18 protein-coding genes and 1 tRNA gene are annotated in these 13,071 nt (G+C 57.3%); all 19 read left to right on the forward strand.

The window, feature by feature from the left end:
• Nucleotides 1-3 precede the first annotated feature (3 nt).
• The 19 genes from rpsH (at nucleotide 4) to J1777_RS03100 (ending at nucleotide 13,006) form a co-directional block, all read left to right on the forward strand.
• Nucleotides 4-399 carry a 30S ribosomal protein S8 gene (gene rpsH / locus J1777_RS03010; protein ID WP_207574355.1) on the forward strand — a complete coding sequence of 132 codons (396 nt, stop codon included), beginning with the start codon at nucleotides 4-6 and terminating at the stop codon, nucleotides 397-399.
• Nucleotides 400-424: 25 nt separating this feature from the next.
• Complete coding sequence (gene rplF, locus J1777_RS03015) at nucleotides 425-958, forward strand: 50S ribosomal protein L6 (RefSeq protein ID WP_207574356.1); 534 nt, start codon at nucleotides 425-427, stop codon at nucleotides 956-958.
• Nucleotides 959-969: 11 nt separating this feature from the next.
• Nucleotides 970-1,335 (forward strand): 50S ribosomal protein L18, encoded by a 366-nt coding sequence (gene rplR / locus J1777_RS03020; protein WP_207574409.1) that lies wholly within the window; start codon nucleotides 970-972, stop codon nucleotides 1,333-1,335.
• 15 nt (nucleotides 1,336-1,350) lie between these two features.
• Nucleotides 1,351-1,869: a 30S ribosomal protein S5 gene (gene rpsE, locus J1777_RS03025; RefSeq protein WP_207574357.1), complete on the forward strand. Its 519-nt coding sequence runs from the start codon at nucleotides 1,351-1,353 to the stop codon at nucleotides 1,867-1,869.
• 11 nt (nucleotides 1,870-1,880) lie between these two features.
• Nucleotides 1,881-2,063, forward strand: a complete 183-nt coding sequence (gene rpmD / locus J1777_RS03030) for a 50S ribosomal protein L30 (RefSeq protein WP_054065037.1) — start codon at nucleotides 1,881-1,883, stop codon at nucleotides 2,061-2,063.
• A gap of 10 nt (nucleotides 2,064-2,073) precedes the next feature.
• Nucleotides 2,074-2,505 (forward strand): 50S ribosomal protein L15, encoded by a 432-nt coding sequence (rplO, locus tag J1777_RS03035; RefSeq protein ID WP_207574410.1) that lies wholly within the window; start codon nucleotides 2,074-2,076, stop codon nucleotides 2,503-2,505.
• A gap of 21 nt (nucleotides 2,506-2,526) precedes the next feature.
• Nucleotides 2,527-3,846, forward strand: coding sequence for a preprotein translocase subunit SecY (gene secY, locus J1777_RS03040; protein ID WP_207574358.1), 1,320 nt, complete (start codon nucleotides 2,527-2,529; stop codon nucleotides 3,844-3,846).
• A gap of 135 nt (nucleotides 3,847-3,981) precedes the next feature.
• Nucleotides 3,982-4,095: a 50S ribosomal protein L36 gene (rpmJ, locus tag J1777_RS03045; protein WP_207574359.1), complete on the forward strand. Its 114-nt coding sequence runs from the start codon at nucleotides 3,982-3,984 to the stop codon at nucleotides 4,093-4,095.
• A 22-nt stretch (nucleotides 4,096-4,117) separates the two neighbouring features.
• On the forward strand, nucleotides 4,118-4,483 hold the full coding sequence (gene rpsM, locus J1777_RS03050; RefSeq protein WP_207574360.1) for a 30S ribosomal protein S13: 366 nt from the start codon (nucleotides 4,118-4,120) through the stop codon (nucleotides 4,481-4,483).
• A 19-nt stretch (nucleotides 4,484-4,502) separates the two neighbouring features.
• Complete coding sequence (gene rpsK, locus J1777_RS03055; protein WP_207574361.1) at nucleotides 4,503-4,904, forward strand: 30S ribosomal protein S11; 402 nt, start codon at nucleotides 4,503-4,505, stop codon at nucleotides 4,902-4,904.
• An 88-nt stretch (nucleotides 4,905-4,992) separates the two neighbouring features.
• On the forward strand, nucleotides 4,993-5,616 hold the full coding sequence (gene rpsD / locus J1777_RS03060; RefSeq protein WP_207574362.1) for a 30S ribosomal protein S4: 624 nt from the start codon (nucleotides 4,993-4,995) through the stop codon (nucleotides 5,614-5,616).
• 113 nt (nucleotides 5,617-5,729) lie between these two features.
• Nucleotides 5,730-6,734 carry a DNA-directed RNA polymerase subunit alpha gene (locus J1777_RS03065; protein WP_207574363.1) on the forward strand — a complete coding sequence of 335 codons (1,005 nt, stop codon included), beginning with the start codon at nucleotides 5,730-5,732 and terminating at the stop codon, nucleotides 6,732-6,734.
• A gap of 137 nt (nucleotides 6,735-6,871) precedes the next feature.
• Nucleotides 6,872-7,261 (forward strand): 50S ribosomal protein L17, encoded by a 390-nt coding sequence (gene rplQ, locus J1777_RS03070; RefSeq protein ID WP_207574364.1) that lies wholly within the window; start codon nucleotides 6,872-6,874, stop codon nucleotides 7,259-7,261.
• A gap of 21 nt (nucleotides 7,262-7,282) precedes the next feature.
• Nucleotides 7,283-7,359 (forward strand) — tRNA-Met (locus J1777_RS03075).
• Nucleotides 7,360-7,663: 304 nt separating this feature from the next.
• Entirely contained in the window at nucleotides 7,664-9,448 is a 1,785-nt protein-coding gene (locus J1777_RS03080) for a nitrite/sulfite reductase (protein ID WP_207574365.1), read from the forward strand.
• Between the two features lie 25 nt (nucleotides 9,449-9,473).
• Nucleotides 9,474-9,884 carry a DUF934 domain-containing protein gene (locus J1777_RS03085; RefSeq protein ID WP_207574366.1) on the forward strand — a complete coding sequence of 137 codons (411 nt, stop codon included), beginning with the start codon at nucleotides 9,474-9,476 and terminating at the stop codon, nucleotides 9,882-9,884.
• Nucleotides 9,881-10,654, forward strand: a complete 774-nt coding sequence (locus J1777_RS03090; protein WP_207574367.1) for a phosphoadenylyl-sulfate reductase — start codon at nucleotides 9,881-9,883, stop codon at nucleotides 10,652-10,654. The genes J1777_RS03085 and J1777_RS03090 overlap by 4 nt, the downstream gene beginning before the upstream one ends.
• A gap of 60 nt (nucleotides 10,655-10,714) precedes the next feature.
• A complete protein-coding gene (cysD, locus tag J1777_RS03095; protein WP_207574368.1) occupies nucleotides 10,715-11,647 on the forward strand; it encodes a sulfate adenylyltransferase subunit CysD in 933 nt (310 codons plus the stop codon).
• Entirely contained in the window at nucleotides 11,648-13,006 is a 1,359-nt protein-coding gene (locus J1777_RS03100; protein WP_207574369.1) for a sulfate adenylyltransferase subunit 1, read from the forward strand.
• Nucleotides 13,007-13,071: the final 65 nt, after the last annotated feature.

The raw sequence follows: 13,071 nt of genomic DNA on the forward strand, positions 1-13,071 counted from the left end.
AAGATGAGCATGAGTGATCCTATCGCCGACTTGCTGACCCGCATCCGTAACGCACAAATGGTGTCGAAAGTCACTGTGGCAGCCCCCGCTTCTAAAGTGAAGGTGGCCATTGCCCAAGTGCTGAAGGATGAAGGCTACATCGACGGTTTTGAAGTTAAAACCAACGAAGGCAAGTCTGAACTGGTGATTAGTCTGAAGTACTACGCTGGTCGTCCTGTGATCGAGCGCATTGAGCGCGTCAGCCGTCCTGGCCTGCGCGTGTACAAGGGCCGTCACGCAATCCCTCAGGTCATGAATGGCCTGGGTGTGGCCATTGTCACTACCCCCAAGGGTGTGATGACTGATCGCAAAGCACGTGCTACCGGCCTCGGTGGTGAAGTGCTGTGCTATGTGGCCTAACGAGCATTGAAGGAGTAATACTGAAATGTCTCGCGTAGCAAAAGCAAATATTGCCATTCCCGCAGGTGTGGAAGTGGCACTGAGCGCTGGTTCCATCCAGGTTAAAGGCAAGGGCGGTGATCTGTCCCTGGCTGTGCATCCCTTGGTGAATATCGGCAACAACGACGGTAAGCTGTCTTTCGCACCCGCCAACGATTCTCGTGATGCAGATGCACTGGCCGGTACCTTCCGTCAGTTGGTAAACAACATGGTCAAAGGCGTGACCGAAGGCTTTGAAAAGAAACTGACTCTGATTGGGGTGGGTTTCAAAGCAGCAGCCTCGGGTAACAAGCTGAACTTGAACGTGGGTTTTTCTCACCCCGTTGACTTCGTTATGCCTGCTGGCGTGACGGTGGCTTGCCCTACGCCCACTGAGATTGTGATCAAAGGTGCAGACCGTCAAGTCGTTGGCCAATTGGCTGCCGACATTCGCGCTGTCCGTCCTCCTGAGCCTTATAAAGGCAAGGGCATCCGTTATGCGGGTGAGAAGGTCACGATCAAAGAGACCAAGAAGAAGTAAGGAGCTGCATGATGTTGAACAAAAAAGAACAGCGTCTGCGCCGTGCTCGCCAAACTCGCATCCGCATTGCCCAGCAAGGTGTTGCCCGTTTGAGCGTCAATCGCACCAATACGCATATCTATGCCAGCGTGATCTCTGGTTGCGGCACCAAAGTGTTGGCTGTAGCTTCTACCGCCGAAGCAGAAGTGCGCACCCTGTTGGGCGCTCCAGGCAAAGGTGGCAACGTCGCTGCGGCAACCCTGATTGGCAAGCGTATTGCCGAGAAGGCCAAAGCAGCTGGTGTTGAGAAGGTGGCCTTTGATCGTGCAGGTTTTGCATTTCATGGCCGTGTTAAGGCCTTGGCAGAAGCCGCTCGCGAAGCGGGTCTGCAGTTCTAAGCGGAGCGGATAGAAATGGCAAAATTTTCTCCTAAAGTGCAAGACGAAGGTCGTGATGACGGTCTGCGCGAAAAGATGATTGCGGTTAACCGCGTCACCAAGGTGGTTAAGGGTGGTCGTATTCTCGGCTTCGCTGCGCTGACCGTGGTAGGCGATGGTGATGGCCGTATGGGCATGGGTAAAGGCAAGTCGAAAGAAGTGCCTGCGGCTGTGCAAAAAGGGATGGAAGAGTCGCGTCGCAACATGGTGAAAGTGTCTTTGAAAGACGGCACGATCCACCATAGCGTGACCGGTCACCATGGTGCTGCTCGCGTTGAGTTGCACCCCGCCCCGAAAGGTACCGGCATCATTGCTGGTGGCCCGATGCGTGCAGTTTTCGAGGTGGTTGGTATTACCGACATTGTGGCTAAAAGCCATGGCACTTCGAACCCCTACAACATGGTGCGTGCTACGTTGGACGCACTGAAAAACGGCAACACGCCGGCTGAAATTGCTGCCAAGCGCGGCAAGTCGGTCGAAGACCTGTTCGTTTGATTGGAGTGACAATGTCGACACAACAAACTATCAAGGTTCAGCTGGTTCGTAGTCCTATTGGCACCAAAGAGTCGCACCGCGCGACTGTGCGTGGCTTGGGCTTGCGCAAGCTGAACAGCGTTAGCGAACTGCAGGACACTCCTGCGGTGCGTGGGATGATCAACAAAATCGCCTATTTGGTGAAAGTTCTGTAAAGGATTGATGATGGAACTCAATAGCATCAAACCCGCAGAAGGTGCCAAACACGCTAAGCGTCGCGTTGGCCGTGGCATTGGTTCGGGTCTGGGTAAAACCGCTGGCCGTGGTCACAAAGGTCAAAAGTCCCGCTCTGGTGGCTACCACAAGGTGGGCTTTGAGGGCGGTCAAATGCCTTTGCAGCGTCGCCTGCCCAAGCGCGGCTTTAAATCTGTTTCCTTGAAGTACAACGCAGAGGTAACTTTGCGTGCATTGGAACAGTTGGGTGCCGCTGAAGTGGATGTGGCAATGCTTAAGCAAGCCGGCTTGGTTCCGTCTTTGGCCCAAGTGGTCAAAGTGATCAAGCAAGGCGAAATTACCAAGGCCGTGAAGTTGTCTGGTATCGGTGCAACCGCCGGTGCTAAGGCTGCTATCGAAGCCGCAGGCGGCACTGTCGCCTGATATCACTGAAAGAAGGCATCCGTGGCTACTAGCGCAGCTCAAATGGCAAAAACCGACAAATTTGGCGACTTGCGCCGTCGTCTGGTTTTTCTGTTGCTCGCGTTGGTCGTGTACCGCATCGGGGCGCATATCCCGGTGCCGGGCATTGATCCAGTGCAACTGCAGCAGCTGTTCAATGGCCAGCAGGGCATTCTCAATTTGTTCAATATGTTCTCGGGTGGAGCGCTGGAGCGCTTCACAGTCTTCGCATTGGGGATCATGCCGTACATTTCGGCATCGATCATCATGCAGCTCATGACCTACGTCGTGCCGATGTTTGAGCAAATGAAGAAAGAAGGAGAGGCTGGGCGCCGCAAGATCACCCAGTACACCCGCTATGGCACTTTGGGCCTGGCGCTCTTTCAATCGTTGGGGATTGCTGTTGCTTTGGAGAGCCAGGCAGGGTTGGTACTTTCTCCAGGGTTTGGTTTCCGTATGACGGCAGTGGTCAGTTTGACCGCTGGAACCATGTTTCTAATGTGGTTGGGCGAGCAGATCACCGAGCGTGGTTTGGGTAACGGTATTTCCATTTTGATCTTTGCTGGTATTGCCGCAGGCTTGCCTAGCTCGATCGGTGGTTTGCTGGAGCTGGTTCGCACGGGCGCAATGGGTATTCCTGCTGCTATCTTTATTGTTCTTGTAGTGGCAGCGGTAACGTACTTCGTTGTGTTTGTCGAACGAGGACAACGCAAGATACTGGTGAATTACGCACGTCGCCAAGTTGGTAATAAGGTGTATGGTGGGCAGTCTTCGCACTTGCCGTTGAAACTGAACATGGCCGGGGTCATCCCTCCCATTTTTGCTTCATCCATCATCTTGCTGCCGGCCACCGCGGTAAACTGGTTCAGTGGTTCCGGTGAAAGTTGGTTCTCGCGCACGCTAAAGGATATTGCAAGTACGCTGACCCCTGGTCAGCCGATTTATGTGATGCTCTACGCTGGCGCAATCATCTTTTTCTGTTTCTTCTACACGGCACTCGTATTCAATAGCCGCGAGACAGCCGATAATCTGAAGAAGAGTGGTGCCTTCATTCCCGGGATTCGTCCTGGGGACAACACCGCTCGCCACATCGACAAAATCTTGGTGCGTTTGACACTGGCTGGTGCGGTTTACATCACCTTTGTGTGTTTGCTGCCGGAATTTTTGATCCTCAAGTACAACGTCCCGTTCTACTTTGGGGGCACATCGCTACTGATCATTGTGGTTGTAACGATGGATTTCATGGCGCAGGTACAAAACTACATGATGAGCCAGCAGTACGAATCCCTGCTTAAAAAGGCCAACTTTAAAACGGCCCTTTAAGAGAAAGTGCGCTCTTGCATCTTCGGGTGCAAGAGCGATGAACAGATAAGTAAGAGTTGACACGGCTTGAAGCGGTGCACAGTAAGTAAACCCGCTAAAAGTGCAGTGCCGGATGGAAAGTTTTAGGAGAAAGAAATGAAAGTTTCGGCTTCGGTCAAAAAAATCTGCCGTAACTGCAAAATCATTCGCCGCCACGGTGTGGTGCGTGTGATTTGCACGGATCAGCGCCATAAGCAGCGCCAAGGTTGATTAAAGGTATCAGAGGACATATATGGCTCGTATAGCTGGCATTAATATTCCGCCGCACAAGCATGCTGAGATCGGCCTGACTGCTATTTATGGCATCGGTCGCCCTACAGCCCGCAAAATTTGCGAAGCGTGTGGCATTGATTACTCGAAAAAAGTCAAGGAATTGACCGATGCGGATCTGGAAAAGATCCGTGATCAGCTCAATGGCATGACTTTGGAAGGCGATCTGCGTCGTGAAACCACCATGAACATCAAGCGTTTGATGGACATTGGTTGCTACCGTGGTTTCCGTCATCGTCGCGGTCTGCCGATGCGCGGTCAGCGCACTCGTACCAATGCACGTACCCGCAAGGGCCCGCGCAAAGGCGCCGTGACCCTGAAGAAATAAGAATTGAGAGTTACTGACTATGGCTAAAGCTCCCAATAACGCAGCAGCACGTGTTCGCAAAAAAGTTCGCAAGAACATTGCCGATGGCATTGCACACGTTCATGCTTCGTTTAACAACACCATCATTACCATCACCGACCGTCAAGGTAACGCTTTGTCGTGGGCCTCTTCGGGCGGTCAAGGCTTCAAGGGTTCGCGTAAATCCACACCGTTTGCTGCCCAGGTAGCTTCCGAAGTGGCTGGCCGTGCCGCCATGGAGCAAGGTATCAAGAATCTGGAAGTGGAAATCAAAGGTCCCGGCCCTGGCCGTGAATCTTCGGTTCGTGCTCTGGGTGCTCTGGGGATTCGCATTACGTCGATCGCTGACGTAACACCCGTTCCTCACAACGGTTGCCGCCCTCAAAAGCGTCGTCGTATTTAATTTTTGTAAGCCCACCGCCGCCCCGTTTGCTTTGCAGCGTGGGCGGCTCCCGCGTTTTCCGCGCGGAAGTTTTGTAAAGGAATAAAAAGTGGCACGTTATATTGGCCCCAAGGCTAAACTTTCCCGCCGCGAAGGCACCGATCTGTTCTTGAAGAGCGCCCGTCGCTCGATCGCTGATAAAGCCAAGTTTGACACCAAGCCTGGCCAGCATGGCCGCACTTCGGGTCAGCGCACTTCTGACTACGGTCTGCAATTGCGTGAAAAACAAAAAGTCAAGCGCATGTACGGTGTGCTGGAAAAGCAGTTCCGTCGCTACTTTGAGGAAGCCGATCGTCGCCGTGGCAACACCGGTGCCAACTTGCTCGGTTTGCTGGAAACCCGTTTGGACAACGTGGTGTACCGCATGGGCTTTGGCTCTACCCGCGCAGAAGCACGTCAGATGGTTTCGCACAAAGCGATTACCGTGAACGGTCAGTGCGTAAATATTCCTTCGTACTTGGTGAAAAGCGGTGACGTGATTGCCGTGCGTGAAAAATCCAAAAAGCAAGCCCGCATTGTTGAGGCTTTGCAATTGGCTGCGCAAGTGGGCTTCCCCGCTTGGGTTGAAGTGAGCCAGGATAAGGTTGAGGGCACTTTCAAGCAAGTGCCTGATCGCGATCAGTTTGGTGCCGATATCAACGAATCGCTGATTGTTGAGTTGTACTCGCGTTAATTAGCGGGTTGATTCTTCGCCTAATCCTGTTCCCAGGCCGCAGTGGTTGCGGCCTGGGCGCTTCACCAGCCTTACCGGTGTAACGAGCCGGGGGTATTGAGAGGAAGTTTTGCATGCAAACAAATCTGCTGAAACCCAAGACGATCAATGTTGAGCAGCTGGCTGCCAACCGTGCCAAAGTCACGTTGGAGCCTTTCGAGCGTGGTTATGGCCACACTCTGGGCAATGCTTTGCGCCGTGTGCTCCTGTCGTCCATGGTGGGTTATGCGGCAACGGAAGTGACCATTGCTGGCGTGTTGCATGAATACTCGTCCATCGATGGGGTGCAAGAAGATGTGGTGAACATTCTTTTGAACCTCAAGGGCGTGGTGTTTAAGCTGCAAGGCCGCGATGAAGTGACTTTGAGCCTGCGCAAAGAGGGCGATGGCATCGTGACTGCGCGTGATATTCAAACACCGCACGACGTTGAAATCATCAACCCGGATCACGTTATCGCCACGCTGTCGCACGGTGCCAAGCTGGACATGCAAATCAAGGTCGAAACAGGCCGTGGTTATGTGCCTGGCAACATGCGCCGCTTTGGTGACGAGCCGAACAAGTCGATTGGCCGCATTGTGCTGGATGCTTCGTTCTCGCCGGTGCGCCGCGTCAGCTACGCCGTCGAGAGTGCCCGCGTTGAGCAGCGTACCGATCTGGATAAATTGGTTCTGGAAATCGAAACCAATGGTGCCATCAACGCTGAAGATGCGGTGCGTGCTTCGGCCAAAATTTTGGTGGAGCAACTGGCGGTGTTTGCCCAGCTGGATGGTGATTTTGCCGATACCGGCATGTTGCTCCAGGCTGGCAGCAGCAGCCGCGCCAGCGCCCAGACGTTTGATCCGATTCTGCTGCGTCCGGTCGATGAGCTGGAGCTGACGGTGCGCTCGGCCAACTGCCTGAAAGCGGAAAACATCTACTACATCGGTGATCTGATTCAGCGCACCGAAAACGAGCTGCTCAAGACCCCGAACCTGGGTCGTAAGTCGCTCAACGAAATCAAAGAAGTTCTGGCTTCGCGTGGCTTGACGCTGGGCATGAAGCTGGAAAACTGGCCACCGGCTGGTTTGGAAAAACGCTAAAAAAGCATTGATCCAGTTTTTTTGATTAAAATGCGCGGTTTCCCTGGGCTGTAAGCCCTTGGAAACCGTTTTTACCCTGTGCACCGGGCAGTACCTGATACGGCTTGCCCGATTGAACGAATGAAAAGGAAAGCACTATGCGTCACGGCAACGGCCTGCGTAAATTGAACCGCACTTCTGCACACCGCAAAGCGATGCTGCAAAACATGATGAACTCGCTCATTGAGCACGAAGCCATCAAAACCACTGTTCCTAAAGCCAAAGAGCTGCGCCGCGTGATCGAGCCCATGATCACTTTGGCCAAGGTGGACACCGTCGCCAATCGCCGTTTGGCATTTGACCGCCTGCGTGACCGCGACAGCGTCACCAAGCTGTTCAACGTGCTGGGCCCCCGCAACGCCCAGCGTCCTGGTGGTTACACGCGCATCTTGAAAATGGGCTTCCGCGTGGGTGACAACGCCCCGATGGCCTATGTTGAGCTGGTCGAGCAAGCCCCTGAAGCGGCTGCCGAGCAAGCTGCTGAATAATAGAGTACAATGAACGCTTATCGCGAGGTGGAGCAGCTTGGTAGCTCGTTGGGCTCATAACCCAAAGGTCGGAGGTTCAAATCCTTCCCTCGCAACCAAATAAAAAAACCTGTGCAGTTGCTGCACAGGTTTTTTTTCGTCCAAGTTTTCTCTGGTGCCTGGTGGCCCAAGCTGGGTCAGGCTGGCAGCAGCGGCGATGCTTTTAAAAACATAGCTTTTACCGCTTTACCTGATTGATTATTTGATCAAAATACTTATTTTTTATTGCTAGACAAGCGTAACAAGCTCTTTTTTAACCTCTTATATACATATTTGTTTATATAAGAAGCATTAAATAATATTTTGTATCTATAAAGAAGTCTTCTACAGTGGCGGCCTGCGTTCTATCGCTTGAGCACCACCATGTACCAATACACAGAATTTGACCGTCAATTTGTAAAACTTCGCGCCGAGCAGTTTCGGGACCAGTTGGAGCGCTGGGAGCGTGGCGAGCTGACCGATGAGCAGCTGCTGCCGTTGCGCCTGCAAAACGGCTGGTACATCCAGCGCTACGCGCCCATGGCCCGCATTGCGGTGCCTTATGGCGAAATCAGCAGCACCCAGCTGCGCATGCTGGCCCGCATTGCGCGGGAGTACGACCAGCCCGATCCGGTGCTGTTGGCCCAGGCTCAGGCTACGCAGGATGCGCTGCAGGCCTCCCAGCCTGGGGCGACCCTGCCGGCCCCGCCGTTGCGCTATGGCTATGGTCACTTCACGACGCGCACCAATTGCCAGTTCAACTGGATTCCTTTGAGCAAGGCGGCCGAGGTGATGGAGTTGCTGGCCAGCGTGTCGATGCACGGCATCCAGACCAGCGGCAACGACATTCGCAACATCAACGCCGATGCCTGGGAGGGGGTGGCCCAAGACAGCGTGGTCGATTGCCGCCCGTTTGCCGAGATCACCCGACAATGGAGCTCGCTGCACCCCGAGTTTTCTTATCTGCCGCGCAAATTCAAAATTTCCTACAACGGTGCGGTGGAAGACCGGGCCGCCACGGGCTGGTACGACATTGGTCTGCTGGGCGTGAAAAATGCCCAGGGGGAGGTGGGCTTTACCGTCAAAGTGGGCGGTGGCATGGGGCGCACCCCGGTGATTGGCACGGTGGTGCGCGAGTTTTTGCCGTGGAACCAGGTGCTCAATTACATCGAAGCCATCATCCGGGTGTACAACGCCTACGGTCGGCGCGATAACAAGTGGAAGGCCCGCATCAAAATTTTGGTCAAGTCCGAAGGGCAGGCCTTTATTGATGCCGTCGAAAAAGAATTTAACGCGATTGTTGAGCTGGACGGTGCCCCGCACACCATCACCCAGGCGGAGCTGGACCGCGTGAGCGCCTTTTTTGTCGTGCCGCCGTTGAAGCCGGCCAACCGCCCTGCGCAGACCGACACCAGCGCGCCGCTGTACCAGCGCTGGCTGGAGCACAACGTGCGCGGCCACAAGCTGCCGGGGATGAAAACCGTCACCTTGTCGTTCAAGCGCCCCGGTTTTGCGCCGGGGGATGCCGATGCGGACACCATGGAGGCGCTGGCGCACATGGCCGAGCTGTTCAGCGCGGGCGAGGCGCGGCTGACGCACGAGCAAAACGTGATGCTGCCCTGGGTGTTTGAGAGTGATTTGCCGGCCGTTTATGAAGTGGCGCACGCACTGGGCCTGGCCACGCCCAATATCAATTTGCTCACTGACGTGATTGCCTGCCCCGGTGGGGATTTTTGCTCGCTGGCCAATGCGCGCACCTTGCACATTGCCGACCATGTTCTGCTGCGTTACCAGGACGTGAATGAGGTGCTGGACATTGGCCCAATTGACCTGCACATGAGCGGCTGCATCAACAGCTGCGGCCACCACCACAGCGGCCATATCGGCATCTTGGGCGTGGATAAAGACGGCAAAGAGTGGTACCAGGTCACCCTGGGGGGAGCCGACGGCACCACACTGTCCGGCCCGGCGACTGGGGGCAAGGTGGTGGGCCCGGCGTTCTGTGCGGCAGAAATTCCGGACGTTCTGGAAGCCCTGCTGCGCACCTACCGCGCGCTGCGCCAGCCCGGCGAATTGTTTATTGATGCGCTGCGCCGCATTGGTCACGATCCATTCAAGGCCGCTGCCAACGCGGCACGCCATCCGCGCGTCGAAGCGGCGGCGATTTAAGGTGGGGAATGCAGGAGTAAATGCTATGAAAATTATTGCTAATAGCGCTGGTATAGAAAGCGTAAAAACCGAAAAATCCTTAGAAATTGCGAACGATGCCGATGTGGCCGAGCTGGTCGCCAGCGGTGCTTTGCAGGGCATCGCGCAAGTGGTGCTGCACTTTCCGAAATTTACCGATGGCCGCGCCTACACCCAGGCCGTGCTGCTGCGCCGGCGCTACCACTTTCAGGGCGATATCTGCGCCACGGGCGATGTGCTGATTGACCAATTGGTCCACATGCACCGCAGTGGTTTTACCAGCGCCATCCTGGCCGAAGGGGTGAACGCCGATGCCGCCCAGCGGCAGATTGAGCGCTTTACCGCGTTCTACCAGGGCGATGTGCTGCAGCAGCGCCCCCTGTTTGCCCGCCAGGCGGCCGAGCTGGAGCTGGCATGAGCGCCGCCCCCGCCCCCGTCAGCACCCTGCGCAGCGTGGCCCAGCAGGTGGTGCAAACCTCTGCCGTGGCCCTGTTTGCCAAGCCCAGCGCCGACTATGCCGACAAGCTGGCCCAAGCCCAAGACTGCCTGCGCCAGGCCGCGGCCCTGGGCGCGGTCACCCAGGCCAACAGCCTGGGGGTGGAGGACATGGTCATTACCCACATCGCCCGGCAGTTGCAGTTGAACCTTCCCGTGTTTGTGCTCAATACGGGCCGCCTGCACACCGAAACCTTGGCCTTGCTGGAGCGCTTGCAAGCGCAAGAGGGGGTGGACGTGACCGTGTACCACCCCCAGGCCGAGGCGGTGCGCGATTACATCCGCCAGCATGGCCAAGATGCGCTGTACGACAGCATCGCCCTGCGCAAGCAATGCTGCGATCTGCGCAAGATGGAGCCGCTGGCCCGTGCCCTGGCGGGGAAGAAAGGCTGGATTACCGGCCTGCGCCGCGAGCAATCGAGTGCCCGCGCGGCGGTGCCCTTGGTCGATACCAGCGAGCCGCGCACCAAGTTCAACCCCCTGGCCAACTGGACGCAGGGCGATGTCTGGCACTACGTGGCCGAGCACGGCGTGGACACCAACCCCTTGCACGACCAGTTCTACCCCAGCATTGGCTGCGCCCCTTGCACCCGCCCGGTGACGTTGGGCGAAGACTTTCGCGCCGGGCGCTGGTGGTGGGAAGATGAAAACGCCAAAGAGTGCGGCCTGCATGTGCAGAAAAGCAAGCATTAAAGAAGATAGCTGCTTACGCTTGCCAGTTCTACGAAATCTCTGTTTTTATTAAGAATTATCATGAATGCCCCTGTGAACCATGATGTGCTGACGGCCGTCAGCAACCGCCACCTGGATGCCTTGGAGGAAGAGACCATCTTCATCCTGCGCGAAGTGGCCGCCGCGTTTGAGCGCCCCGCGCTGCTGTTCTCGGGCGGCAAGGATTCGCTGGTCATGCTCAAGTGCGCGGAAAAAGCCTTTGGTGTGGGCCGCCTGCCGTTTCCGCTGCTGATGATCGACACCGGCCACAACTTCCCCGAAATGATTGCCTACCGCGACCAACGGGCCCAGGAGCTGGGGGCTGAGCTGATTGTGCGCAACGTCGAAGACAGCATGGCCCGGGGCACGGTGCGCCTGGCCCGCCCGGACGAGCCGCGCAACCCGCACCAAGCCGTCACGCTGCTGGAGGCGATTGACGAATTTCGCTTTGATGCGCTCATCGGTGGGGCGCGGCGCGATGAGGAAAAAGCCCGCGCCAAAGAGCGCATCTTCAGCCACCGCGACAGCTTTGGCCAATGGCAGCCCAAAGACCAGCGCCCCGAGCTGTGGACGCTGTTCAACACCCGCATCGCGCCGGGCGAGCATTTCCGTGTTTTTCCGATCAGCAACTGGACGGAACTGGATGTGTGGCAATACATCGCCCGTGAAAACGTCGGCCTGCCCTCGCTGTACTACGCCCATGAGCGCGAAGTGATTGAGCGCCGGGGCCTGCTGGTGCCCGTCTCGCCGCTGACCCCGCCCAAAGACGGCGAGCAGGTGCAAACCCGCACGGTGCGCTTTCGCACCCTGGGCGATATCACCTGCACCTGCCCGGTGGAAAGCAGCGCAGCCACCCCGGCGGACATCGTGCTGGAGACCCTCACCGTGCAGGTGAGCGAGCGCGGGGCCACGCGCATGGATGACAAGACCAGCGATGCCTCGATGGAAAAGCGCAAAAAAGAAGGCTACTTTTAAATGACAACGATAGCTAACACCACAGAACAGACGGGCCTTAACGTGCAAAAAGATCAAAATTTTTCTGCCCTGCGTTTCATTACCTGCGGCAGCGTGGACGATGGCAAAAGCACCCTGATTGGCCGCCTGCTGGTCGATAGCCGCAGCGTGCTGCAAGACCAGGTGGCCGGTGTCACCAAGGGCGGCGAGGTCGATCTGGCCCAGCTGACCGACGGCCTGGCCTCCGAGCGCGAGCAAGGCATCACCATCGACGTGGCCTGGCGCTACTTTGCCACCGATCGGCGCAAATTCATCATTGGCGATGCCCCCGGGCATGAGCAGTACACGCGCAACATGGTCACTGCGGCCTCGCAGGCCGATGCGGCGATTGTGCTGGTCGATGCCACCAAGCTGGACTGGGCCAATCCGGCCCTGCAACTGCTGCCGCAAACGCGCCGCCACAGCCTGCTGGTGCAGCTGCTGCGCGTGCCCGGCCTGGTGTTTGCCGTGAATAAATTGGATGCCGTGGCCGATCCGGCCCTGGCGTTTGCGCACATTCAGGCCGCACTGCAGCAGTTTGCGCAGGATGCCGGCCTGGCGGTCACCGCCACCGTGCCCATCTCGGCGCTGCTGGGCTGGAACGTCGTCACCCCCCACGCGGGCTGGTGTGGTTACCAAGGCCCCAGCCTGCTGCAGCTGCTGGAAAGCCAGCCCACCACGCCGGCCGATACCCACCTGCCCCTGGCCTTTCCCGTGCAGTGGGTGGAGAAGTTTTCTGCGTCCAGCGACACCAGCCAAGGCCGCCGCGTGTTTTGGGGCCGGGTGGCGGCGGGCCAAGTGCAGCCGGGCCAAGCGGTGCAAATCTTCCCCAGCGGGCAGCTGGCCAGCGTGGCCCAGGTGCTTAACCACACGCGCCAGCCGCAGACCGTGGCTGCGGGCCTGAGTGCAGGCGTGGTGCTGGACCGCGAGGTGGATGTCTCGCGCGGCGATTGGATTGTGGCCGCCCCGCAAGCGGCCGCCGTGGCCGAGGACGACTTTGACACCCCCGCCGCCATCAGCCCCTGGCCCGCCCAGAAAACCGCCACCGCCACCGTTGCCTGGATGGACGACGAACCCCTGGTGGTGGGCCGCGTGTACTGGGCGCTGCATGGCCACCGCTGGGTGAAAGCCAAGGTGCAGCACGTGCTGTTCAATCTGGACGTACATACCCTGGAGCGCCAGGAAGCCAGCCAGCTGGCCCCCAACGCCATTGGCCAGGTGCAACTGCTGCTGCAAGAGCCGCTGCCGCTGGCCAGCTTTGCCCAGGCGCGGGTTTTGGGCTCACTGATTTTGGTGGACACCGCCAGCCACAAAACAGCGGGCGCGGTGCTGGTGCAATAAGCCGCCAGGCTGGGCTGCGGCCCCAGGGCGTTGCGCTGGGCCTGAGATCGTGAACACGTTCTTAG

This window comes from Comamonas denitrificans (genome assembly GCF_017368815.1).
GTDB classification, from domain to species: Bacteria; Pseudomonadota; Gammaproteobacteria; order Burkholderiales; family Burkholderiaceae_C; genus Comamonas; species Comamonas denitrificans.

Excerpts from the sequence above, each read along its gene's own strand:
- rpsH (WP_207574355.1), top strand. The coding sequence starts at position 4 with ATGAGCATGAGTGATCCTATCGCCGACTTGCTGACCCGCATCCGTAAC.
- rplF (WP_207574356.1), top strand. The coding sequence starts at position 425 with ATGTCTCGCGTAGCAAAAGCAAATATTGCCATTCCCGCAGGTGTGGAA.
- rplR (WP_207574409.1), top strand. The coding sequence starts at position 970 with ATGTTGAACAAAAAAGAACAGCGTCTGCGCCGTGCTCGCCAAACTCGC.
- rpsE (WP_207574357.1), top strand. The coding sequence starts at position 1,351 with ATGGCAAAATTTTCTCCTAAAGTGCAAGACGAAGGTCGTGATGACGGT.
- rpmD (WP_054065037.1), top strand. The coding sequence starts at position 1,881 with ATGTCGACACAACAAACTATCAAGGTTCAGCTGGTTCGTAGTCCTATT.
- rplO (WP_207574410.1), top strand. The coding sequence starts at position 2,074 with ATGGAACTCAATAGCATCAAACCCGCAGAAGGTGCCAAACACGCTAAG.
- rpmJ (WP_207574359.1), top strand. The coding sequence starts at position 3,982 with ATGAAAGTTTCGGCTTCGGTCAAAAAAATCTGCCGTAACTGCAAAATC.
- rpsM (WP_207574360.1), top strand. The coding sequence starts at position 4,118 with ATGGCTCGTATAGCTGGCATTAATATTCCGCCGCACAAGCATGCTGAG.
- rpsK (WP_207574361.1), top strand. The coding sequence starts at position 4,503 with ATGGCTAAAGCTCCCAATAACGCAGCAGCACGTGTTCGCAAAAAAGTT.
- J1777_RS03065 (WP_207574363.1), top strand. The coding sequence starts at position 5,730 with ATGCAAACAAATCTGCTGAAACCCAAGACGATCAATGTTGAGCAGCTG.
- rplQ (WP_207574364.1), top strand. The coding sequence starts at position 6,872 with ATGCGTCACGGCAACGGCCTGCGTAAATTGAACCGCACTTCTGCACAC.
- J1777_RS03080 (WP_207574365.1), top strand. The coding sequence starts at position 7,664 with ATGTACCAATACACAGAATTTGACCGTCAATTTGTAAAACTTCGCGCC.
- J1777_RS03085 (WP_207574366.1), top strand. The coding sequence starts at position 9,474 with ATGAAAATTATTGCTAATAGCGCTGGTATAGAAAGCGTAAAAACCGAA.
- J1777_RS03090 (WP_207574367.1), top strand. The coding sequence starts at position 9,881 with ATGAGCGCCGCCCCCGCCCCCGTCAGCACCCTGCGCAGCGTGGCCCAG.
- cysD (WP_207574368.1), top strand. The coding sequence starts at position 10,715 with ATGAATGCCCCTGTGAACCATGATGTGCTGACGGCCGTCAGCAACCGC.
- J1777_RS03100 (WP_207574369.1), top strand. The coding sequence starts at position 11,648 with ATGACAACGATAGCTAACACCACAGAACAGACGGGCCTTAACGTGCAA.